The following is a 22,094-nucleotide window of genomic DNA, read 5'->3' as shown; positions in this document are numbered from 1 at the left end:
GCGGGGCGACAACCTAGAATAGAAGATTATAACTCGCGCCATGCCGTGGCAAGGCAAATCGTTGACGCTGCGATGTCGCAGCGAGCGCGTCAGATATGCAGTGGTCGCGACATCGCGTTTTGCAAAGCAATTGCTTGGATATTTCCTGCTCTCGCAATGCAGCGACCGGTACCCACCTTGTCAGAAAGCGCGTTTCCCTGCACGTATTCCCGCATGCGTGCAGAAGTTGCGCTGACTAACATATGTTAATCCGTTCCGCACTTCACGCTGTCCCATCACCATCGCACGCGCCGTTCTCACGGCGCCACCAGCTCCACCCGGCGGTTCAACGCACGGCCGGCGTCCGATGTGTTGGATCCGACCGGCGCCAGCAAGCCGACGCCAGCGGTGCGCAGCCTCGTTTGCACAATTCGAAAACTCTTCACCAGCTCGGCGGCGACGGCTTCGGCTCGGCGCTTCGACAGGTCGAGATTGTACTCATAGGCGCCCTGGCTGTCGGTGTGGCCGACGATGAAGACGTTGAGCTGCGGCTGGCTCGTCAGCAGCTTTGCGATCTGCTCCAGCGTCGGCCGGCTTTCCGGTTTGAGCACGGCCTTGTCGGTGTCGAAATAGATGCCGTAGAGCGCGATGTGGCCGGTCTCGCCAAGTCCCTTCGCCATCGCGGCGGCGTCCACCATCTTGTTCGCGATGGCGCCGAGCTCGGCGACGGTGACCTGCGCGGTGATGTCCTGATTGTTCTGGCTGACGAGGACGCTGGCAAAGGTCTCGCGCCCGCCCTCGATCTTGCGGCCGGCGTAGTAACGATAGTTGAAACCATCGACCCACATCTGCGGCACCGGCAGCGTGTCGATGGCTTCGGTAAAAGAAATGGCCCCGCAGGAATCGGTGTCGCAGGCGGGCAGGGTCTCGAAACCGGCTTTGGCAAGCTGCGTCTCGAAATTCGCGACACTTCCGGGATCGAGGGGCCGGGATTGGTGCGATAGGCGATGCGGACAATGCGGCCCTCGAGCCGCCGCGCATCGACGGGCTGGCCGTCCTTGAAGGGAGCCGCCTGCATCCGCGCCGCGTCAAAATCCTTCATCACATAGCCGGTGATGACGCTGCCGGCGAACCGGCCGATGCCGGGATAGTCGCGGCTGCCGGCGACATCGCGCGTCTGTGCGGAAGCGGCCATCACGGTGAGGGAGAGCAAGGCGAGGGCGGCGAGCACCCGGCGCGACATGGTCATGGACATCTCGATCGGTTGGGGAGGGGGCGAGCGCATTTGATTTGTCGCAGGCAGGCAGCGATCGGTTCTGGCGAGGATTTGCCGCTTTGACGCGAATCCGGTTCCCGGGCATGATCGCGCGCTGCTTCCCCCCGCTCATTGTTCAAAGGATTTCCCCATATGCTGCGATACGCCCTGGCCATCGCCTTCATCGCCTGTCTGGCCAGTGGATCGGCGCAGGCCGCGCGCTGCGGCGGCGACTTCAATAGCTTTGTCGCCAGCATGGCCTCGGAAGCGCAAGCCGCCGGCGTCTCGGCGGGCGTGACCAGCGCGGCGCTCAGCGGTGTGCAGCAGGACGGCGCGGTGCTCGCCTTCGACCGGCGCCAGCGCTACACCTTCAACAAGAGCTTTGAGCAGTACGTCTCGACTCGCGTCGGCCCCGGCCGCATCAATGGCGGCCGTGCGATGTTGCAGCGCCACGCCGCGCTGCTCTCGCGCATCGAGCAGCAGTTCGGCGTGCCCCGCTATATCCTGGTTGCGATCTGGGGGCTGGAGAGCGATTTCGGCAAGGGCGACATCGGCAAGATGCCGGTGATCCGCACGCTGGCAACGCTCGCGCATGATTGCCGCCGCACGGAGCTGTTCCAGGGCGAGCTGCTCGCCGCGCTGAAGATCGTACAGCGCGGCGACCTGCCGCTGCGCGACCTGATCGGCGCCTTTGCCGGCGAGATCGGCCAGACTCAGTTCCTGCCGTCGTCCTACATCAAGTATGGCGTTGATTTCGACGGCGACGGCCACGTCGATCTCCGCCACAGCGTCCCCGACGTGCTCGCCTCGACCGCGAACCTGCTCCACACCAGCGGCTTCAAGATGGGCCAACCCTACGGCGAAGGCACCGCCAATTTCGAGGCCATGCGCGAATGGAACAGGGCGGTGATCTATCGCAAGACGATCGGGTATTTTGCCGATCGGCTGGCGGGGCAGTGAGGGGCGTGATGCCTCTCCGCCGTCGTCCTGGCGAACGCCAGGACCCATTACCCCAGGCGGGAATCGTTACAACGACTCGCAGTCACGTGCTGAGTAACTGCCAGTCTTCGCCAAACTGAATTCGGTGGCTATGGGTCCTGGCTTTCGCCAGGACGACAGCGGCGGGTGTGGCGCCTGGCATCGTGCAATTCGACGGCGCCCCTCACTTCGTCCCCTTCGCCATCCTCTCCAGCTTGCGCTGCAACGGGGCCCAGTACGTTGCCGGGCGGAAGCGCTGCAGGAGATCCATGAAGCGGGCGTCGTTGCCGATCAGGATGCGCGGCTCGTTTCTCTCGATGCCCCTGATGATGCGCAGCGCGGCATCTCGCGGCGTGGTCTTTGCTGCGTTCTCGAACCGCTCGATCGATTGCGACCGGCGCGCATTATCGGTGACGCCGGTCCCGGTGCGCGAATTGCGGGCGATGGCGGTGGCGACGCCGCCGGGATGCACGACCGACAGCCTGACGGGGCTGCCCGCCATGGCAAGCTCGTGCCGCACGCTCTCGGAAAAGCCGCGCACCGCGAATTTCGCCGCGGCATAGGCCGACTGTCCCGGCGGGGCGATGATGCCGAAGATCGAGGACAGGTTGACGATGTGCGCCTCGCCCATCGTCTTCAGATGCGGCAGGAAGGCGCGCGTGCCGTGCACCACGCCCCAGAAATTGATGTCGAACAGCCAGTCCATCTGTGCCTGGTCGATCTCCTCGAACGAGCCCATCAGCGCCACGCCGGCATTGTTGACGACGATGCCGAGCGCGGGATGCGTGGTGGTCGCCTCACGCGCGAACTGCGCGATGTCGTCGGGCTCGCTGACGTCGACGCGATGCAGGCTGACCTTGCGCGCGGCTCCGATCTCGGCCGCGAGCGTCTTCAGCCCGGACTCGTCGCGATCGGCGAGCGCGAGATCGCAGCCGCGCCGCGCAAGCTCGCTCGCGAGCGCCCGGCCGATGCCGCTTGCCGCTCCGCTGATGGCGGCGGCGCCGCGGATCGATGTCATGATATCCCCCGTCAAGCCTTCGAGCGGAACTATGCTTTACATTTTTTCATATTGGAACCGAACCGCATCGCTGTTCCCACCTTAACGTACGTTACTTCATGAAGACAGGCAGCATTGGGAGCCGCCGATGGGACAAGCAAAGCCGTTTCGAGCCACCGCACTGATCGTTGAAGACGACCTCATGCAGAGGGAGATGCTCAGCCTTCTTCTCGAAGAAAGCGGCTATGACGTCATTCAGTGCGAGAGCGCCGAGGCGGCCGAGCTGGTGCTGGAGAAGAGCGCCGGGGCGCTTTGCCTGATGATGACGGACGTGCAGCTTGCCGGCCGCATGAACGGCGTCGAGCTCGCGCATGTCGCCAAGGACCGCAACCCGAAGCTCGACATCGTCGTCACCTCCGGCCGCCCCTTGATGCAGCCCTTGCCGAACGGCGCAAAGTTCTGGGCCAAGCCCTGGGCGCCGCTCGACGTGCTCCGCGAGGCCGAGATCGCGCAGCTGTCCTGACGGTCGATCTGGCAGGCCGGCTTTCACGGTCCGCGGCGCGGTGATAAGGTCGGTCCATGACCTTGTCCTTCCTGCTCACCTCGCTGATCGTCGTCGCCTCGCCCGGTACCGGCGTGCTCTACACGCTGGCGGCAGCGCTGACCCGTGGCTCGCGCGCGAGCATCGCGGCCGCGTTCGGCTGCACGCTCGGGATCGTGCCGCACATGACGGCCGCGATGCTGGGGCTCGCCGCCGTGCTCCACACCAGCGCGCTCGCCTTCGCCGCGCTGAAATGGTGCGGCGTCGCCTATCTGCTCTACATGTCATGGCAGGCGCTGCGCGAGACCGGGGCACTGGCGGTCGACGGCGAGATCCGCGAGCGTTCGGCTGGCCGGGTGATCGTGACCGGCTTCCTGATCAACATCCTCAATCCGAAGCTGTCGATCTTCTTCCTCGCCTTCCTGCCGCAGTTCATCGCCGCGGACGAAGCCCATGTGCTGGCGCGGATGCTGGAATTGAGCGGCGCCTTCATGGCGATGACGTTTGCGGTGTTCGTGGTCTACGGCCTCTGCGCAGCCTCGGTGCGGGAGCGCGTCATCTCCCGCCCGCGTGTCATGGCCTGGCTGCGCCGCAGCTTTGCCGCCGGCTTCGCCGCGCTCGGCGCCAAGCTGGCGTTCGCGGAGCGGTAGCGCTTTCCACCTCTCGAGCGGTCGTCATGCCCGGGCTTGTCCCGGGCATCCACGTTCTTCGTGCCGTGGCGTGGGCGTGGATGGCCGGGACAAGCCCGGCCATGACGCTGCGGAAGATTCCGCCCCTCCAGCAACCGCCCAATAAAAGAGCGGGCCTTGCGCCCGCCGTCTTCAAACTCACAATTCCTGCCCGACGCCCGGGCGGAGCGAGCTCCACCCGGGCAAAGAATAAGAAGCCTCGTTACTTCTTCTTCGCTGCCTTCTTGGCCTTCTTCTTCGTCGCCTTCTTCGCCTTCTTCGCTTTCTTAGCCATAGGATCCTCTTCAGGGTTAATGGTGAAACGCGACACGAGGGATGCTCGGCGGAGGGCCAGCCTCGCAACATCCTCGACGACAAGCTCAGCAGATTCGCGCGCTTCTGCCCCGCGCTGTCACATCCGTGTCATCGCGTTATCCACAGCTCAGATGCATTTTCGGGTGATTTTGGCTCGCGAATCCACATCGCCGGCCATGCCTAACGATCCGACAATGCGCCGGCCGTTCATGAATCCAAAACCAAAGGCATGTTTTCGCGGATCGCAGTGAGACTCCGTTAAGCGCGTCGGTCGCATTGTCCCCGCAACAAAACGGGGACGGGGTCATGAACGGACAGCTGGCAGGGACGGAGGGCGCGATGCTGCGCTTGTGGCGCGCGCCATGCTGAACGTGCCGACACTCTGGACCGTATTCGTCGTCAACTTCCTGGCGCTCGGTCTGATCTGGGCCTACGTGACGCGCTCCTATCCGAAATTCGCGGCCGCGCGGTTCTGGATGGCATCGTGCTTCGTCGGCGCGATCGGCACGATGGCGGCCTTGATCCGCCTTTTCGTCGTCTCGCCTGTCCCGCTGCTGCTCGGAGCCGTCGGCATCATCGCGGCGAGCAGCCTTGCCGCCATGGGCATTCAGCGCTTCTACGGTCGGCCGGTGTCGTGGCGCGTCATGGCCGCGACGGGAATTCTCAGCCTCAGCGGCGTCGTGTTCTTCATGGTCGTATTCGATCACATGCAGCTGCGCATGCTCAGCTACTCGCTCGGCCAGGCGCTGCCGCTGGCGCTGTCGCTGCGTTTGCTGCTATCGCCGCCGGAAGGCCGTGCCAGCCCGGGAGCCCGGCTCTCCGGCATCGTGATCATCATGATCATCGCGATCTTCGCGGCCCGTGCGATCGGCAATCTGCTCGGCGGCGATTTCTCGTCGGTCGCCGGAGGGCAGTCTCATGCCGTCATGGTGCTGGGCCTGCTGTTCCTGTCGATGACGCTCAATTTCGGCTTCCTGCTGATGGCGATGGACCGCCTGCGCAACGAAGTTGCCGACCTCGCGCTGCTTGACGATCTCACCGGTGTCGCCAACCGGCGCCATCTGTTGCAGCGGCTGGGTGAAGAATGCGCCCGCTCGGAGCGCAGCAACGAGCCGTTCTCGCTGCTGGTGATCGATCTCGACGGCTTCAAGACCATCAACGACACCCATGGCCATGCCGCGGGCGACGCCTGCCTGCAGCACTTCACCCTGATGGCGCAGACGCGCTTGAGGCCCGGCGACATGCTCGCCCGCACCGGTGGCGACGAATTCTGCGTCGTGCTGCCGTCGTCGACCTTGCGCGAAGCGGCTGCGATCGCCCGACGCGTGCTCGAGGTCTGCCGCCAGGATGCCGTCAACTGCACCGGCATCGACATTCCCATCGCGATCTCGATCGGGGTGGCGCAGTGGGACCGTGGCGTCGGCCAGTTTCCGGATCGCCTGATCGCACATGCCGACCACGCTCTTTATGCGGCCAAGAAGAACGGCAAGAACGACTTTGCCGTCCACGATCCGGCGCCGCCGCTCATGCCTGACCCGATCGATCCAGGTGAGGCCTTGCGCAAATTCGCGTAGGGGCGTGCTAACGTCGGGTCCGCACTGGACCCGCATGATGATCTCTCGCCTGCTCGCGACCATTCTCGCCGCCCTCGTTCTGATCGCACCTGCCGCCGCGGCCGACGCCGAACTCGCAAAGCTCGCGCGCGCCTCCGGCACGCCTGACATCCCCGGCCTGAAGATGGTGTGGCTGGCGCCATGGGGGGACGTCGGCAACGCAAAACCCTGGCGCAACATCATCGTGCACCAGACCGAGGGACCGGCAGGTTCGGCGCGCGGCGGTGCGCAGGAGCAGGCTAAGAATCCCACGCGTCGCGGCGTCACATTGTGGGTGGAGACCGACGGCACCGTCTATTGGGCGGTGGCGGAAAACCTGGTGCCGACCCATGGCGACGGCGCCAACCGCAACGACAACAAGTACATCGATAACAAGCCGACCTATCGCCAGGTGGTGCGCCACAATTCGATCGGCGTCGAGTTCGCCGGCAACTATCCCGACGTCACGACGGGCCCGACCGCGGCGCAGGTCGCGGCGTGGAAGATCCTCGTCCAGATCCTGCGCGCGCGCTACGGGATCCCGCTCGACCGCGTTTATGCGCACAACTGGATCGACTACAAGGACGCCCGCTATTGCGAAGGCTGCTGGCTCGCGACCCTGGCGCGGGTTTGGGGGGAGTAGAGTTAGCGAGGCGCCGGCGGTGCGCTCTTCCCTTCTCCCCTTGCGGGAGAAGGTGGCGCAAAGCGCCGGATGAGGGGTTGTCTCCGCGAATGACGATGTGAGAGATGCGCTCGCGGAGGCGACCCCTCACCCGTCTCGCTTCGCGAGCCACCCTCTCCCGCAAGGGGAGAGGGGAAAAGCAACTACACCGGCTCCGACATCCAGCCGAACAACCGCCGGATCAAGCCCGGCCGCCGCGGCACTTCCGGCGGGTCATCCGCCGCGAGCACGCGCTTGAAGAAGTAGTCCAGGAACACCATGTCGTTCGGCTCGGTGACCGTGAATGTCTCGTCGCCGAAGTAGACGCTGTAATTGAAGAAGAACGGACCCATCAGCGGGATCGTCGCGGTCGAGGCATAGTCCTTCGAGATCACGAACTCCGACGGCTCGAGCCCGTGCTCGCGCATCGCCTGCTCGACCAGCGGCAGCTTGCGCATGAACTGGGCGGAGAAGCCGCCGACGGTGGATTGCAGGATGATCGACACGGTCTGTGTCCGTTCTCTTGAGGCTGTCAGTCCAATGTTTTTGGTCGGCCGACCGGCAGTGGGGGTTCAAGACGCCTGGCCCGCGTCTCCAACAACATGCTGCACCTCACACGCAAACAAAAAAGCCGGCGTTGCCGCCGGCTTTCTGTCTCTTGTCGATCCGCCAATCTCTGGCGCTAAAAACCCCGCGCTTAGAGCGCGGCTTCCAGCGCGGCCTGTTCGGCCTTTGCGATCGTGCCCTTGACCGCGGACTGCACCTTCTCGAAGGCGCGGACCTCGATCTGGCGGACGCGCTCGCGCGACACGCCGAACTCGGCGGCAAGGTCTTCCAGCGTCATCGGCTCATCGGCGAGGCGGCGGGCCTCGAAGATGCGGCGTTCGCGCGGGTTGAGCACGCCCATCGCGCCGTTCAGGGCGTCGCGGCGGTGATCATACTCCTCATGCTCGGCGAGCATGGCTTCCTGGTTGGGCGAATTGTCGACCAGCCAGTCCTGCCATTCGCCGGCTTCGCCGTCGTCGCGGATCGGAGCATTGAGCGACGCGTCGCCACCGAGGCGGCGGTTCATGTCGACCACGTCCTGAGCCGTGACGCCGAGACGCTTGGCAATGATGGCCACCTGGTCGGGGCGGAGATCGCCTTCGTCCAGCGCGGAAATCTTGCTCTTCGCCTTGCGCAGGTTGAAGAACAGCTTCTTCTGGTTCGCGGTGGTGCCCATCTTCACGAGCGACCACGAACGCAGGATGTACTCTTGAATCGACGCCTTGATCCACCACATCGCGTAGGTGGCGAGACGGAAGCCCTTCTCGGGCTCGAACCGCTTCACCGCCTGCATCAGGCCGACATTGCCTTCCGAGACGACCTCGGAGATCGGCAGGCCGTAGCCGCGATAGCCCATGGCGATCTTGGCCACGAGACGGAGATGGCTGGTGACGAGTTGGTGCGCGGCGTCACGATCATCGTGCTCGCGCCAACGCTTGGCGAGCATGTATTCCTGCTGGGGTTCCAGCATCGGAAACTTGCGGATCTCGCCGAGGTAACGGGAAAGGCCGGATTCGCCATTAAGGACCGGCAGGGTAGCTGTACGGGCCATAGTGCGCCCTCCAAACAGGTTCAGGCCCCCGATAGCGGCGGGCCAGGCAGACGACCGCTTGGTTAAAGCCGATCGGTGCTGCGATGTTCCGCGTTGGTCTTCAACGCAAGCGCAATATACTCCATCGGGAGGCAAAAAGGGAAGGATTGCTGACGTCACGTCCCCGTGTGGCAGCTATAACTTTTTGTAATGTAAAGCATTTCTGAAGCGGCCTGCGTCATAGCGCCGCTTTCAGGGCCCCCTGGAGGAGAAGCAAATCCTCCGGCAGAGGCGCTTCCCAGTGGAGTAATTCTCCAGTCCTCGGGTGCTCCAATACCAGCAGGTAAGCATGCAGGGCCTGCCGCCCCAGCGCGGCCAGGACGGCCTGCGACTCGGGGCCGAGCTGGTTCGCCTTGGTCTTGAAATGCGGGCCGTAGACGGCATCGCCCATCAGGGGGTGGCCGATATGGGCGAGGTGGACGCGTATCTGGTGGGTGCGCCCGGTCTCGAGTTCGCAGGCGAGCAGCGTCGCGATCGGCTTGCCGTCGCGCCCGTTAAAACTCTCCAGAAGCTCCCAATGCGTCACGGCCTCGCGGCCGCCCTGGCGTACCGCCATCTTCTCGCGCGCATGCGGGTGGCGGTCGATCGGCGCGTCCACGGTGCCGCAATGGCGCCCCGGCAGCCCCCAGGCGAAGGCCATGTAGCCGCGCCGCATCGGCCCGGTGCGGCCGTGATCGGCGAATTGCGCGGTGAGCGAGGCATGCGCGAGGTCGTTCTTGGCGACCACCATCAGCCCGGTGGTGTCCTTGTCCAGCCGGTGCACGATGCCGGGCCGGCGGACGCCACCGATGCCCGACAGCGATGAGCCGCAATGGGCGATCAGCGCGTTCACCAGCGTGCCGGTCTCGTGGCCGGCCGCGGGATGCACCACCAGCCCTTTCGGCTTGTTGAGGACGACGATGTCGTCGTCCTCGAACACGATATCGAGGGCGATATCCTCGCCTTTCGGCTCCGGCGGGGCCGCTTCCGGCACGTCGATTGTGATCGTATCACCGGAGGCGACGTGATAAGCGGGGTCCCGGATCGCGGCGTCCCTGAGGCTCACCGCGCCCGCCAGAATCAGGGCTTTCAGCCTCGATCGCGACAGCTCGGCAAGGTGCACCGCCAGCACGCGGTCGAGCCGGGTCGAGCCCTCGGAGCCTTCGACGACAACCTCCAACCTTTGCGCAGAGCCAGAATTTTCCATGACGACGTCTGATACCGTTGTTCCCGAACCGAGCCCCGAGCAGGCCGCGCTGTTCGCGCGGGTGCGGCGGATGATGCTGATCGCGGGGTTGACCACGGCGCTGGCAATCTGCGCCGTGCTGATTGCGGTGGGCTACCGCCTTTTCAAGTCGGAGGGAAGGGCGCCCGAGCCGGCCGGCGAGGTCATTGCCACCCTGCCCAAGGGCGCCAAAATCGTCTCGAGCGCCGTCGCCGGCGACCGCCTCGTGATCACGCTCGACATCGGCGGCGTCACCGAGATCCGTACCTTCGACGCCCATACCTTGCGGCCGGCCGGAAAGCTGAAATTTGCCAATGAGCCGTGAGTCCGGCCCCGGAACTCGCCGCCATCGTCGTCCTGGCGAAGGCCAGGACCCATAGCCACCGAATCCGCTTGCATGAACGAGATCGTCGCTCCGATCTGCTTAACCATCCGCATTCGAGCTAATGGGTTCGGATTCCGCCGGGACGACGCCAAGCAGAGTTCCAAAACCCCGCGATCCCCGCTTGCCGCCGGCAAAATTCGAGGCTATGTCCTCTCCCTCACGCTCCCTTCGTCTAGCGGTTAGAAGGCGTATATACCCCACTCGACCTACCATGTGTGTAAGTTCAAGGGCTTAGCACTGGTAGACCTACCAAACTGGAGTGTGACCAGCCTACTTCGGTTGGTTTGCTGAATAACCGAAGCTCCGTTCGTCTATCGGTTAGGACAGGGCCCTCTCAAGGCTCAAAGAAGGGTTCGATTCCCTTACGGAGCGCCATTCATGGCGGTCAGGGCCGTTCGTAGCTCTTGACGATCTTCTCGAGTGCGCTGACGAAGCCCGGGTCGGCGACGACGCGTCCGTCGCGCAGCTTGACCCCGTCGTGCTTCGTCCGATCCATCTGTTTCGCGGTCATCCGTCGTGGATCCACGAATTCGCGGAGCGCTTCGATCTCCCCCTCCGAGAGGACGAGATCGGCGCCTCCCGCCGCGAGAACTGCGCCTTCGATGCGCAGAGGAGTCTGCTTCTCGATCTGCTTCAGAGTGTCGAGCTGACTCTTCAGACTGCGGTTCTCCGCAACGATGAAATTCATCCGCGCGCGCAGGATCGGATTTTCGATCATCCCGAGATCCCCCTCTCGCACGTGGCCGACGTCGACGAGCGGCCGGTTCGGAGCCTCGAGAGCCTTGATGGCCACCGCAACCTCGTTCCACCTTCTATACAGGGATTGGTACGGATTTCCGGCGGGACGTTTGTTGCGGATGGTCTGCTCCTCCAGGCGGTGCTGCGCATTCGTCGCTTCCGCTTTGTAGTGCCTCAGTACCAGGGGAATGCTCAGATCGACTTTCGCCTTGCACACGAGCCTGCGGCAGACGAGATGGAAGATGCGCAGTCTCGCGCGCATCGACTCGGTCGTTGCCTTGACGAGTAAGGATTCGAAATGCCGATCGGCGTCTTCGGCCAGCTTTTCGACGGCGATGTTCGTCATGCAAGGCTCCATGCATCGGGGAAGGAAAGTCGGCTCGGGACTTTCCAGGGATCAATCTCTCCTCCGGGCGCCGTCACGCTCCGACCCTGGCGTCCGTCGTGCTCTCGCGCAAGGGACGCTTCGCTTCTGCCCTTGCGCGCTGCGCGCGCCGGCGCCGGACGGGCCGCGCGACGGCGGCTCCGGGGATCAATCGAAACAGATGCAGCGGGCGCATCCGCTTTCCCCGTCAGGCCGGCCATCTCAGTCCACTCCTCCGGAGGTCGGCCGCCGCGAGACGGGCCACGGCCTCCTCGAGCACCGTCGGGTCGCCGACGAGAACGACCTGGCGTTCTCCACGGGTCACGGCCGTGTAGATCCAGGAGCGATCGAGCAGACGGTTCGGATAGATCGGCACGATTACTCGCGGCGCGCTCGATCCCTGGCACTTGTGGCAGGTCACTGCGTAGGCGTGATCGAGATCCACGAGCTGCTCGACGCCTAGTCTCTTCGGCTCCTTGTCCCCGTCGAACAGGACGTCGACGGTCCGTTCGTCCGGAGCCGTCGCCGTGACGCGGCCGAACAGGCCGTTGAATAGTCCGAGCTTGTAGTCGTTCCGGCCGTAGATCACGGGCTCGCCGACCCCGAACCGCAGGCCGAAGAATCCCCGCGTGACAACCGCATCCGTACCTGCGGCGACGGCATGACGTCGTTCGTTGACTTGGCGCACCCCGGCGGGGCCTCCGAGGGTGGATGTGACTACCAGGCCTTCGTCGCCGAACTCCGCGCACAGCCCGTCGATCGCGGCGGCGATCTCGCGGCCGGGCGCATCGAACATGAAGATTCCGTCCGTTCTGCCGTGATACGCCGCCAACGTGGGCGTACGGCCCTCCCGGATCAGCTGCGCGGCGACGGGGATGCCGGTCTCCGCCGCCTGGCGATGGATGCGATGGAGCCTCTGGGTGATCGACCGGTCCGAAACGAACCTGTGGTAGGCGAGTCCGAATCCGACCGGCGGGAGCTGGGCCTCGTCGCCGACCATCAGAACCCGTCCGCCGGGCGGTAGTCGCCTGGTGACGGCATGCATGATCGGGACGTCGATCATCGAGGACTCGTCGAGGACGAGCAGGGTGCGCGGTGTCAGTCGGCAGAGACCTTCCAGCTTGGCGCGTTGCTTAGCCGTGTCGGGATCTTCCGGGTCGGCGCCGTCGAGGTCTCCCTCCAATTCGTCGCGTTCGGACAACTCTGCGAGCGTCCGGGCGAGGGTCCGCGCCAGCCGGCCGGTGGAACGAGACAATCGCAGGGCGGCCTTGCCCGCGAGCGCGCACAACACGACCTCGCCGCCCCTTCGGACGGTCAGGTCGCACACCACCTTGCACGTGGCGGTCTTGCCGGTGCCGGCGCCGCCGGCCAGACAGGCTACGGGGCGCGAGAGGATGGCGGCCACGGCGGCTCTCTGGTCGGGCGAGAGGGGACGACTGAAATCTTCGACCTGCGAGATGACGTCGGACCAGCCGCTCGCGGACATCGGCGGCGGCGGTGCGCCGGCTTCGATGAGGGCGTGAAGCTTGGCGACGAGATCATCCTCGAGGCCGGCTGCACCAGGCGCCCGGACCAGGTCGCCTGCAAGCAGCACGGCCCCGTTCAGCGATGCCATGCGTAGCCACTGCGCCTCGTCCGCGGCGCCGCCGAGCAGCGTCCGCATCTCTGCCCCGAACGCGGAGACCGGGGTCGCCGTGTCGCCGCGACGGAGCATCCGCTTGACGACCTCGTCCGCGGCCCCCGTGATCCGCCTTACGTCCTTGGCCGGATTCGCGCCGTCCTCCCGAAGCAACCGTCGGCCGATCGGGTCGAGCCGGTGCCACGACAGCAGAGGCACCATCGTGTAGGGATTCGAGGCGAGCCGCTCGACAGCGCCGTCGCCGAGTACGCGGTGCAGGCGCCGCGCGACCGCGACATCGTCCACGCCCTGGCGCGCGAGCCATTCGACGAGGGAAGCCTCGCCCGCGGCGGCCCGCCAGGCGGAGACCGCCATGACCGCGAGCCGCTTCGCGAGCAGGGGGCGTTCCGGTGCGAGGACCGCCGAGATATCGTCGATCGCACCCTCGTCGCAGAGGATCTCCGCCAGATTGGCTCCGAATGCCCGCCACAGCCGGTCTGCGCGTTCGGTGCCGATGCCGGGCACGTGTTCGGCGACGAACCGCGAGATCATCCTGCCCGACGGCATCACTCGATGGCCGGAAGCTGCCGTTAGCTGCCTGCCGTACGACGTACTGGCGATGGTGCCTACGATCTCCCATGTGTCGCCGGGAGCCGGCAGGCCGAGAAGCCGGTCGAAGTTAGCCAGCACGCTGACCGGCTCGACCGCAATTCCCGGCTCCACGATCTTTCCCGCGAAGATCATGCCGTAGGGACGTTCGCTGACGATGCGCTCGACGGTCACCCTCAAGACTTCAACTCCGCGGTCCGGACGACCTGACCCGTCTCCGCGAACATGCGGAGCTGCTCGCGCAAGGCTCCGATCTCGCGACGCTGTCGTTCTATGACGGAGGCCTGTTCGGCCGCGAGCTTCTCGAGATCGTTGGAGCGGGCCTCGGTCCGCCGCATGCGGGCGGCGACTTCCTTCTCCATATCCTCGACGGTCAACCGGGCTCCGATGGGCTTGAGCCCCTGCTCGATGGCGACGGCGTTGACCGTTGACCTGAGCTCCGGTCGTTTGAACAGATGCTGCACGCGCGCGGCGCCGATGCCGGACGCCTCGGCGAGGGCGAGCACGTTGACCTTGCCGTCGCTTGTCGCCGGCAGCGTCGGCAGGCGGGCGGACTCGGGCTGGCACAGCCAAGCCCGGATCCGTTCGTTCAGATAGGCTCCGAGCGTGTCGGCCAATTCGTTCAGGATCGAGGCTGTCATCCCCTGCCCCTCCGTCCCTCGATGATCCGCGTCGTCGCGGCGGCGGGTGCCAGACGCTGTATGGGCCGTCCGATGGCGGCTGCGGCCGCGCGTTCCAGCTTCTCCTGTAGCCCCAGATCGGTGAGGGTCTTGCGGCCCTCGATGAGGTTCTGCGCTTCGTTCGCGCCGACTTCGACGAGCAGCATTTCGGCGAGAGCATCGGCGGCCCTGCGGCGCTCCGAGGGACTCAGCGCGGAAAGCGTGATGGGAACGTAGCCGTTGCTGTGCAGCACCCTGTTGAGGAATTCGTCGCGCTCCGCCTCGAATTCGCGGGAGGCGACCGATGGGAACCAGCGGGAGGCCTGAACGACGGCATCGATCAGTTCGAACCGCGTGGATGGGCGGGCCGCGATCTCTGGAAGGCCGTCCGCCCCCAGCAGCATCGGGAGCAACGCGGTGTCGTTCGCGTCCCCATCGCGTGCGATGGCGCGCACCTTCTCGATCAGAAAAGCGGTCGAATGCAGGTCCGCCAGCGCTTCATAGCGTGCGTCGGTGCGGGAATTGAAGAGCTCGTTGAGGATCGCGATGCGATCGATCAGGGACCTCGGCGCATCCCGGTCGAGCGACAGCCTCTCGGCTTTGAGCTCGTCGGCCTCGGCTTGGATGCCGTCGATCTCCTTCGACAGGCTGTCGGCCTTGGCCAGGACGGCCATGGCATGGACCCAGAGCGGGATCAGGAACGGCAGCCCCGTGACGAGGAATCTGCATCGCACGCAATTGCGGGGCCCGCCGGGCAAACGGCCGTAGATGCGGCGGTCGTTCGCCGCCGCCTTGTCCTTGAGTACCTCTCTGCCGACGTGGCACAGCGTGGCGCCGTTGGGACAGATGCCGATGTCCATCCGGCTCCATGCCCCGGGCTCGTCGAACATGCCTTTCGCCTGGCCCAGGCCGTCGTCCGTGAGGCGGGCGGTCATGCGCATCGCCTCGGTCATGCTGGCGCTCTTCAGGAAGTTGGCGAACTGCTCCCTGGCCTCCAGCAGGACCTTGGTTCGCGCGCCGTTGAGTATCTCGTTGACGTGCGCGGGATCCATCTTGGTGTATCGAAGCGTCATGAGGATGGTGGCATGACCGGCCACCAGCTTGCTCAGGATTCCGATCGGGACGCCGGCCAGATGCAGCGCCGTGAGGGTGGACGACCTCAAGCCGTGAAGCGTGAAGATCGCCGCGCTCGGCCGTTCGCTGTCGTCGCGCTCGGTGATGATCCGCACGGCCGAATGCGGGTCTTCCGCGCGAAGGCGCCTTTCGAGTTCGTCCAGCGCGTCCAGGAAGAACTGGCGCAGCGTGGCGTAGCTGGGCGGCATCTCGCGCCCGCGGCGGACTCCGATCGTCTTGGGGTAACGGAACAGGTAGAAGATGTCGGGCAGCATCGCCCGCACCACCCGGCTGGGCTCCTCCTTGAACACGTGGGGCGACAGATCGCCGTACGACAGAGGACAGGCCACGGGATTGTACTTCTCCTGCCATTTCCGCATGGCCGCGAGATTCTCCAGGACTTCGTCGTTCTGCCACGGGATCTCGTAGCCGCTCGTCTCGTCGAAAAGGCTGGCCTGGTCCTGCGTCTTGTTGCTGTTGATCCAAAAGCCCGCGATGGTGCCGATGTCGGTCGCGATCTCGCGGAAGACTCCTCGGAGCCCGTTCTTCGCTCCCGTCGCGGTCCAGTGACCCGCATGCGGTCCCTCGGCGTCGCGCCAAGTCTGCGACGCAGCGTCGTACACCCTTTCGTCGCCTTCGCCGCTGTCCAGGCGCCGCGCCTGAACGCTCCGCAACGGCAGGCAACACAGCAGCAGAAGGAGGCGCGGAAGCACCTCGCAGAAGACGTGCTCGATCTTGCCGGTCTCGGGGTCCGTCCAGGCGAACCAATGCTCGGGTTTTTTGGTGAATTTGTTCGTGACGGATTTCGGCCATGCGAAATCGTCGTCCGCGATGATGGACTTCAGGATACGGACGTAGTGCGTCGGCATCGGGCGCGCCGCCACCTCCGCTCTGGTCGGCGGTAGTTGAAGAGCGCTGCGGAATAGGTCCGCCTGATAGCGCGTCCAGCCGAGTTCGACTTGGCCTTCGCCCTGCCTCGTCGCGAAGTCGTGGCAGTACCACTCGGCGAATTCCATCAATTTGGCCACTGCCGTGTTGCGGCTCCGCGGCGTGCTCCAAGTCGGCGCATAGGCGAGCAGCTCGTTGAGCCCGGCTTTCGAGAACACGTGATCCGCCGACGTCCTATCGACGGGGCGCGTGGCGAGAAAGGTGGTCAGCAGCTTCAGCGCCGGGCGGCCGTGACTTTTGGTCTTGGTCAGGCATTCTTCCAGGAACTGCTCGAAAGCCCGGTCGAGCCACGCGAGATGCGGATGGGTCAACAGCACGGAAGGCAGCCGGGGCCCCACCTTGGTCCGGCGCGGCGGGTTGAGGAAGCTGACGCCGTACATCGCGTCGTCCAGCAGGGAGGCCATGTACCGCGTGAAGCGCGTCAACGTGCGCCTCTGCGACTCCCCGGTCCAGTCCGCCCAGGCGCCGTCGACGCGGCTGACGTCGACCAGCGCGAACATCCTCTCCTGGCTGATCTCCGCGATGTCGGTAACTCCGATCGTGGCGAGCTTCAGGGTCACGAACACGCGCCAGAGTTCGTGGCTCCGGTCCCCGACGAGGCTCGGCAGGAATTTGGCCTTCTGGAACGGTTCGGACTCGATGATGTCCTGCCGGACGCGGATCAGTTGGGGATCCGCTTCGAGAAGCACCTGCCTGAACCGGTTGCTGTTCACCTTTCCCAGGACGGACTGTTCGAACTGCACGCCGAGGGGAAATAGAACGACCTGCTGCAGGTGCAATTCGAACAGTTCTTCGAGAACTTCGGTCAGCGTCTCGCCGTCGCCTCTCTCGGAAGCCGTTCGGTACGCCTGAACGAGTTCGTCGACCAATGCCGCGGCCGCCTCCGGGTCCTGAACGTCCGGGACGATGGCGAAGCGCGACAGCGACCGATTGAACCAGGCGTCGTCGATGGTCGCGTCCGCGATGAAGCTGAAATCACTCATGCGAGCCTCCGTGGGAGAGCGAAAGGCGAAGCCGGATCAGTTCCTGCGTGGTGTCCTCCGCCAACGGCGCTATCGCGACCCGCTTGGTCGCGGCCATTTGCTGGGCGTGGCGCAGGGCGGCGTCGACGTCCTCGGGCAAGGGAGCGGTGTAGATGACCTGCGAAAGCAAGTTGATGTGGTGCAGACCCTGCCGGATCACGTGCGGGTGCACTCCGAGCTTCCGCATCGTATGGCCGTAGAGGTGTCGCAGGCCGTGCGTGGTGGTGCCGGCCCTCTTCGAATGCTCCAGCCCCAGTCTCAGGACGGCGGCTTCGTGGTTGCGTTCGTAGGCCCTTTCCGAATACGGCTCGCCCGGCAGTCCGGTGACCGGATTGACCTCTTCGGACACGAACAGGAAAGGATGGTCCCGGCCGCCGAGCCTGAAGCGTTCGGCCATGATGGACGGCCGCACGAAGCGGCAGTAGCCCTGGTACAGGGTCCAGAAGAGCGCGCCCGCGGTCGGGTCGATCCAGAAGATGCAGGCCTGAAGATCGTCGTTCAGCGCCATGCCCTTCCATCCCACGTGGTAGTGTCCGCGAGTGACCAGGTTGCGCGGACGCAGGCCGTACGTTTCGGCGAGCATGTGCTGCCGCGTGCCGCGGCGGCGCGAGCCCGAGACGGGATCGATCCACTGGACCGAGGCCTGCTCCGGATGATTGAGCACGACGAAGGCGTGATCGGGCTGCCCCGGGTGTTCGATCACATCGCTCTCCCACAGGTGGAGTCCTTCCGAGCGCCGCAAGCCGCCCCAACCGTCGAGCAGCGCGATCATGATGTCGCGGGCGCAGTATTCCAGGAAGACGTTCTGGCCGGCGACGGCGCGGGGGCGCCTGTGGCCCTCCCAGAGCAGCCGTTCCGCGAACGCCGGCGGGAAGTGCTTCGCCGGGCGCATCTCCCTGCCCTTGTCGTTGCGGCCGAACTCGACGTGGCTCTTCTTCCAGCTGACCGGCACCCTCTTGATGTGCTGGAGCATCGAGATGCGGCGGAGCCGGGACCAGACGAGGAGCCGCGTCGCGTGCTCGCCCGTGCCCGGAACGAGCGGCGTCGTCGTGGGTGCGACGGGAGACGTCGAGTCATCCTTCGACGAGCACCATTCGGCGAAGTCCTCGACGTGGCGGACCAGGCCCTCCGCCCGGACCCGTCCCACCGCAGGCCACATCAGGGATCGTGACGCTGGGTGCTTCGCGTCGAGAGTTCCCTCGAGCAGCGCGTAGGCGAATTCGCGCAACAGAACGGTGGGTGCCCAACCGGTGTCCCCGTGCGCCACGCAGAAGTCCCAGAACAGGCCGAGTCCGCGGGCGGCATGGTCCTGCCACGACCGCGAGCGCAACCTGAACTCCCGCTGATACTGAACGAACGGCAGGTAGATCTCGGCCGTGCCGTCGGGGCGGCGCAGCACGAGCACGCGCGCGGTGAAGCTCGCGTGCAAATCGTCGAACTCCTTGACGGTGGAGGTGTGATGGAGCGGGAGCGGGAACGCTTTGGCTCCCTTGAGACGCGAATTGTCCATGCATGTCGACGGCCCGGCGAGGCACGACGGTCCGATCGCCGGGAAGCTCCCGCCGTCGGGCAGCCGTTGCCATGTCGATGGAACCGGCCGAAGGCGGCCTTGGGCGCTTGCTTTCCGGAGCCCGCAAGGCATAGACTCCGGGTGGGGTGGTTTCGCAGGCGCCTCAGGGTTCCTTCGGTTCCATCGGAAGAGCAGCTCCGCGCAAACGGGGCTGCTCTTTTTCGTGGGCGGTCTTCTCCTTTCTCTTTTCGGGTTTCGCTCCCCGCAACTTAGCCCGAAAATTACCGGGAGTCGATCGGGGTCATGGTCTAAGTACCTGATAACAAACGAATCCTTGGAATCTGGTTTGATCTTTTCAAGGATTCGTTAATCGTACAGATGTTCGGCGAAGCCCGGCGGACCGTCCGTTCCGGCTGCGGCGATCGCCCGGCAGGCGTTCCCGAGGACCTTCCAGACGTCGCCTTCCGTCCGCAGGTGCTCGACGACGCAGGACGAGAAGCTGGCCGCGGTCGCGATCAAGCCGTCGCCGTCCTCGATCGTGTCGACCGCGTACTCGCAGAGCGAATGCGTGGTCGACACCTGCTCGATGCGCATCGCCGCCACCGGGCGGCGGCGCGTTTCGTCGCCGTCCGGAACGATTTCAATGGTAACTGCGAGCATGCTTCGTCCTCCCGGTCTGAAGGTTGTAGGAATCGATGTGTTCGGCCGGCGTGCCGAAGGCCTCGAAGATCTCGCGCGCTTCGGCACCGCTGAGGTGGCGGCTTTCCATCAGCCGCTCGGCCATGGCGAGCAGAGCCGCGCGGTTGGCGCGGACGATCGAGAGGGCGCGACGTTCGAGACGCCGGATGTCGCGTTCGACGACCCGTCGCAGATGCCTGTCGGTCCGCAGGACCGCGAGCGTTTCCGAGAACGGCGCCAGGTAGGTGCGAGAACGACCGAGGCCGCAGACGTGCAGACCACCGATCAGCCGGCTCACCAGGGCCATGTCGGACAGGTCGTCCCCTCCTGAACCCATACCCGGCTCGTTGAGGTAGATGCGCTCGGCCTGCCGGCCGGCCAGCAGCATCGTGGCGCGGGCTTCCACGGAAGTGCGGGTGGGGAGATCGTCGGTCGGGGGTTGGATCACCGTCCGCCCAAGGGCGCCGCCCTGGTCGGCGATGACGATGCCGCGTACCGTGCCCCAGCCGATGGCCAGGGCGGCCACGGCGTGCCCGCACTCATGGACGGCGATCCGGAAAAGGCGGCTGAGAGGAATCTCCACCTGCGGCGCCAGCACGGTCTCGAGGTCGCCGAGGCGCAGCGACCTTTCGGCCGTGCGGGCAAGCCGGCGCGCGTCGCGGACCGCGCGCATCACTTCGGCGGGAGTGGTGCCCTCGAGCAGATGCGCGGCCCGCTCGATTTCGCCTACGGTGAGATCGCCGGCGACGTGATAACCGAGGATGTTGATGATGCCGGCAAGGTCGGGCCGCCCGAGTTCGATGACGCGCTCCAATCGTCCGGGACGAAGCAAAGCGGGGTCGACATGACCGATGTGGTTAGTCGTGGCGGCGACCACGATTCCGTCCCTGGCGTTCGCCATCGCCCCGTCGAGGGTGGTGAGGAAATCTGCAACTACAGGTTGCCAAAAGTCAGAATTTCTACCTGAAAGATTGGAGCGATTTGGCAGCCCGTCGACCTCATCGAGTAGCAGGATCGAGGGCCCTCCGGCCGCCGCCGCGGAGGCCAGCGTGGATCGCCACGCCGAGACGACACCCCCCAAATCGCCGGAGGATTGCGCAAAAAGTTGGCCGATCGACGTCGCTATCAGCGGAACGCGGCAGGCCAGTGCGACGGCCCGGATCCCGACCGTTTTCCCGACCCCGCTTTCGCCGTGCACGCATATTCCGCGGCTCAGTGCCTGCCAAGGTAGCAGACCTTGTCTATACAACTTTAGGTCGCGGGAGAGCTCGAGCCCCCAGGTGCGAAGAGGGCCGTACTCGATCGCGGATTCGAGATCCGGAAGCCGTTCTCCGGCGTCGACCGTCCGCCGGCTGGAAGCAGACCTCAGGCGGCCGGCCACTTCGGTTGCGGTCGAACCGCGGCGGAAGCAACTGGCGATCGCGTGGAAGTCCAGACCTGCGCAGAGATCGTCCGGGAGGACGAGCCGTGCGGGGCAGCCACAGAACAGACGCAGAGCGCGTCGCAGGACGGGGCTGGTGGGGGGCGGGATCCGGACCGTTACGTCGGCGACGGTCGTCAGGGCCGCCGGGAGTATCTCGATCGAAGCCGCGATGCCGACCGCGCAATGCCCACGGGTAAGGACGGCGGTGACCTCGTCGTTGCCGACGATGGATTTGTCTCGAAGCTTCTGCGAGCCGTCACGGGCGAATGCAGACCAACCGTTGCCGAACTCGGCCATGAAGAACCGTTCCGTGGCCCGCACCCAGCCCGGGTCCGGCACCAGGACGACCACCGCCAGGCGGTCGCTGGCTGCGATCCGGGCGCGTTGCGGCTTCGTGATCGCGTTTTCGAACGCTGCCCGCAGGAGGGCGGTTTCCGCCGGCGGGAGAGGCGGTCCCGAAACTGGCGGGGCCTCGAGCGACGCCTCCTCGCTGTCGGGCAGATCGACATCCGGCTGATCGTCCGCAGCGACCGGCCCCGTATATGTCGCGGTGGTGTGGCGAAACGAGTTGGTCATCGGCGCGCTACCACCTGCGTGTCCGGACCGAGCGCCTGGTCGGAGAGATCGAGACAGATCTGGTTTGCGCAAGCCAGGGCGAATATCGCGGCCCCGCCGTCGGGCTCGGCGCCGAGCTTCTTCAGCAGCCGTCCCAGCCTGGTGGGACCGACCTCGTCGAGGTGCTGCAGCACGCGGCACCGGAACGAGAACGGGACCGGATGGTTGCGGCAGCGCCACACAGCGCGCGAACTCGAGAAGCGGGGCTGCTGCATGATCTGTGCGGAGGAGAGGACTAGCGACGACAGGCCCAGTTGCTCCAGCGCGATCAGGAACAGGCCTTCGTCCTCGATGGTGCGCAGAGGCCGCGCAGCGACGATGTCGAGATGGAAGCGGCCGTCATCCCTCTCGAGCACGATGGCCTCGACCGGGACCACGGTAGTCGGCGAAAGAGCGGCCGTCGCGCGGTAGTCGATGGCGCGGACGCACGGGTCCAGGCTCGCCTGAACGAGGGCGTCCTTGACCAATCCTTCGGCGCCGGGAATCGCCGCGCGGCACTTGACGGAGGCGAAGCTCGCGGGAGCGGCGAGGGCGGCACGAAACATGACGAGAACTCCGTACGAAGGGAAAGGCAGACGTCCGATGG

18 protein-coding genes, 1 tRNA gene and 1 pseudogene are annotated in these 22,094 nt (G+C 65.5%); 7 read left to right on the top strand and 13 right to left on the bottom strand.

Annotated features, from left to right (window positions below):
• Positions 1–296: 296 nt before the first annotated feature.
• A pseudogene (locus ABIB66_RS18165) lies at positions 297–1,234 on the bottom strand (OmpA family protein).
• A gap of 153 nt (positions 1,235–1,387) precedes the next feature.
• Between ABIB66_RS18165 and ABIB66_RS18160 the strand changes: the two are divergent.
• Positions 1,388–2,194, top strand: a complete 807-nt coding sequence (locus ABIB66_RS18160; protein WP_354208084.1) for a lytic murein transglycosylase — start codon at positions 1,388–1,390, stop codon at positions 2,192–2,194.
• Between the two features lie 202 nt (positions 2,195–2,396).
• Here ABIB66_RS18160 and ABIB66_RS18155 read toward each other — a convergent pair whose 3' ends face one another.
• Positions 2,397–3,230 carry an SDR family NAD(P)-dependent oxidoreductase gene (locus ABIB66_RS18155; protein WP_354208082.1) on the bottom strand — a complete coding sequence of 278 codons (834 nt, stop codon included), beginning with the start codon at positions 3,228–3,230 and terminating at the stop codon, positions 2,397–2,399.
• A 127-nt stretch (positions 3,231–3,357) separates the two neighbouring features.
• On the opposite strand from ABIB66_RS18155, the gene ABIB66_RS18150 reads away from it, so the two are divergent.
• The 4 genes from ABIB66_RS18150 (at position 3,358) to ABIB66_RS18135 (ending at position 6,968) form a co-directional block, all read left to right on the top strand.
• Complete coding sequence (locus ABIB66_RS18150; protein WP_275173588.1) at positions 3,358–3,732, top strand: response regulator; 375 nt, start codon at positions 3,358–3,360, stop codon at positions 3,730–3,732.
• 56 nt (positions 3,733–3,788) lie between these two features.
• On the top strand, positions 3,789–4,400 hold the full coding sequence (locus tag ABIB66_RS18145) for a LysE family translocator (RefSeq protein ID WP_354061724.1): 612 nt from the start codon (positions 3,789–3,791) through the stop codon (positions 4,398–4,400).
• A gap of 695 nt (positions 4,401–5,095) precedes the next feature.
• Positions 5,096–6,307 carry a GGDEF domain-containing protein gene (locus ABIB66_RS18140; protein ID WP_354061726.1) on the top strand — a complete coding sequence of 404 codons (1,212 nt, stop codon included), beginning with the start codon at positions 5,096–5,098 and terminating at the stop codon, positions 6,305–6,307.
• Between the two features lie 34 nt (positions 6,308–6,341).
• A complete protein-coding gene (locus ABIB66_RS18135; RefSeq protein ID WP_354061728.1) occupies positions 6,342–6,968 on the top strand; it encodes a peptidoglycan recognition protein family protein in 627 nt (208 codons plus the stop codon).
• Positions 6,969–7,150: 182 nt separating this feature from the next.
• On the opposite strand, the gene ABIB66_RS18130 is transcribed toward ABIB66_RS18135, so the two are convergent.
• The 3 genes from ABIB66_RS18130 to ABIB66_RS18120 form a co-directional block, all read right to left on the bottom strand.
• Positions 7,151–7,492, bottom strand: coding sequence for a hypothetical protein (locus tag ABIB66_RS18130; protein WP_275173591.1), 342 nt, complete (start codon positions 7,490–7,492; stop codon positions 7,151–7,153).
• A gap of 191 nt (positions 7,493–7,683) precedes the next feature.
• Positions 7,684–8,583 carry an RNA polymerase sigma factor RpoH gene (gene rpoH / locus ABIB66_RS18125; protein ID WP_007596598.1) on the bottom strand — a complete coding sequence of 300 codons (900 nt, stop codon included), beginning with the start codon at positions 8,581–8,583 and terminating at the stop codon, positions 7,684–7,686.
• Positions 8,584–8,800: 217 nt separating this feature from the next.
• Positions 8,801–9,808, bottom strand: a complete 1,008-nt coding sequence (locus ABIB66_RS18120) for an RluA family pseudouridine synthase (RefSeq protein WP_354208077.1) — start codon at positions 9,806–9,808, stop codon at positions 8,801–8,803.
• Between ABIB66_RS18120 and ABIB66_RS18115 the strand changes: the two genes are divergently transcribed.
• Together ABIB66_RS18115 and ABIB66_RS18110 are read left to right on the top strand one after the other, a co-directional pair.
• Entirely contained in the window at positions 9,807–10,151 is a 345-nt protein-coding gene (locus tag ABIB66_RS18115; protein WP_354208075.1) for a hypothetical protein, read from the top strand. The genes ABIB66_RS18120 and ABIB66_RS18115 overlap by 2 nt on opposite strands.
• Positions 10,152–10,511: 360 nt before the next feature.
• Positions 10,512–10,586 (top strand) — tRNA-Glu (locus ABIB66_RS18110).
• 10 nt (positions 10,587–10,596) lie between these two features.
• On the opposite strand, the gene gmtX is transcribed toward ABIB66_RS18110, so the two are convergent.
• The 8 genes from gmtX to ABIB66_RS18070 form a co-directional block, all read right to left on the bottom strand.
• The gene (gmtX, locus tag ABIB66_RS18105; RefSeq protein WP_354255149.1) at positions 10,597–11,295 is read right to left on the bottom strand and encodes a gamma-mobile-trio protein GmtX; all 699 of its coding nucleotides are present in this window, start codon (positions 11,293–11,295) and stop codon (positions 10,597–10,599) included.
• 226 nt (positions 11,296–11,521) lie between these two features.
• Positions 11,522–13,714, bottom strand: coding sequence for an AAA family ATPase (locus tag ABIB66_RS18100; RefSeq protein WP_354255257.1), 2,193 nt, complete (start codon positions 13,712–13,714; stop codon positions 11,522–11,524).
• Between the two features lie 2 nt (positions 13,715–13,716).
• The gene (locus ABIB66_RS18095; RefSeq protein WP_354255146.1) at positions 13,717–14,181 is read right to left on the bottom strand and encodes a hypothetical protein; all 465 of its coding nucleotides are present in this window, start codon (positions 14,179–14,181) and stop codon (positions 13,717–13,719) included.
• Positions 14,178–17,243 carry a VPA1269 family protein gene (locus ABIB66_RS18090; protein WP_354255143.1) on the bottom strand — a complete coding sequence of 1,022 codons (3,066 nt, stop codon included), beginning with the start codon at positions 17,241–17,243 and terminating at the stop codon, positions 14,178–14,180. The genes ABIB66_RS18095 and ABIB66_RS18090 overlap by 4 nt, the downstream gene beginning before the upstream one ends.
• Positions 17,236–18,792: a hypothetical protein gene (locus ABIB66_RS18085; RefSeq protein ID WP_354255141.1), complete on the bottom strand. Its 1,557-nt coding sequence runs from the start codon at positions 18,790–18,792 to the stop codon at positions 17,236–17,238. The genes ABIB66_RS18090 and ABIB66_RS18085 overlap by 8 nt, the downstream gene beginning before the upstream one ends.
• Positions 18,793–19,158: 366 nt before the next feature.
• A complete protein-coding gene (locus ABIB66_RS18080; protein ID WP_354255138.1) occupies positions 19,159–19,452 on the bottom strand; it encodes a hypothetical protein in 294 nt (97 codons plus the stop codon).
• A complete protein-coding gene (locus tag ABIB66_RS18075; RefSeq protein WP_354255135.1) occupies positions 19,433–21,469 on the bottom strand; it encodes an AAA family ATPase in 2,037 nt (678 codons plus the stop codon). Before ABIB66_RS18075 ends, ABIB66_RS18080 begins: the two co-directional genes overlap by 20 nt.
• Positions 21,466–22,053, bottom strand: coding sequence for a hypothetical protein (locus ABIB66_RS18070; protein WP_354255132.1), 588 nt, complete (start codon positions 22,051–22,053; stop codon positions 21,466–21,468). Before ABIB66_RS18070 ends, ABIB66_RS18075 begins: the two co-directional genes overlap by 4 nt.
• Positions 22,054–22,094 lie beyond the last annotated feature (41 nt).

This window comes from Bradyrhizobium sp. F1.13.3 (assembly GCF_040548265.1).
Lineage (GTDB): Bacteria > Pseudomonadota > Alphaproteobacteria > Rhizobiales > Xanthobacteraceae > Bradyrhizobium.
The sequence above is the reverse complement of the archived record's forward strand: the minus strand, read 5'-3'. Positions and strand labels throughout refer to the sequence as shown.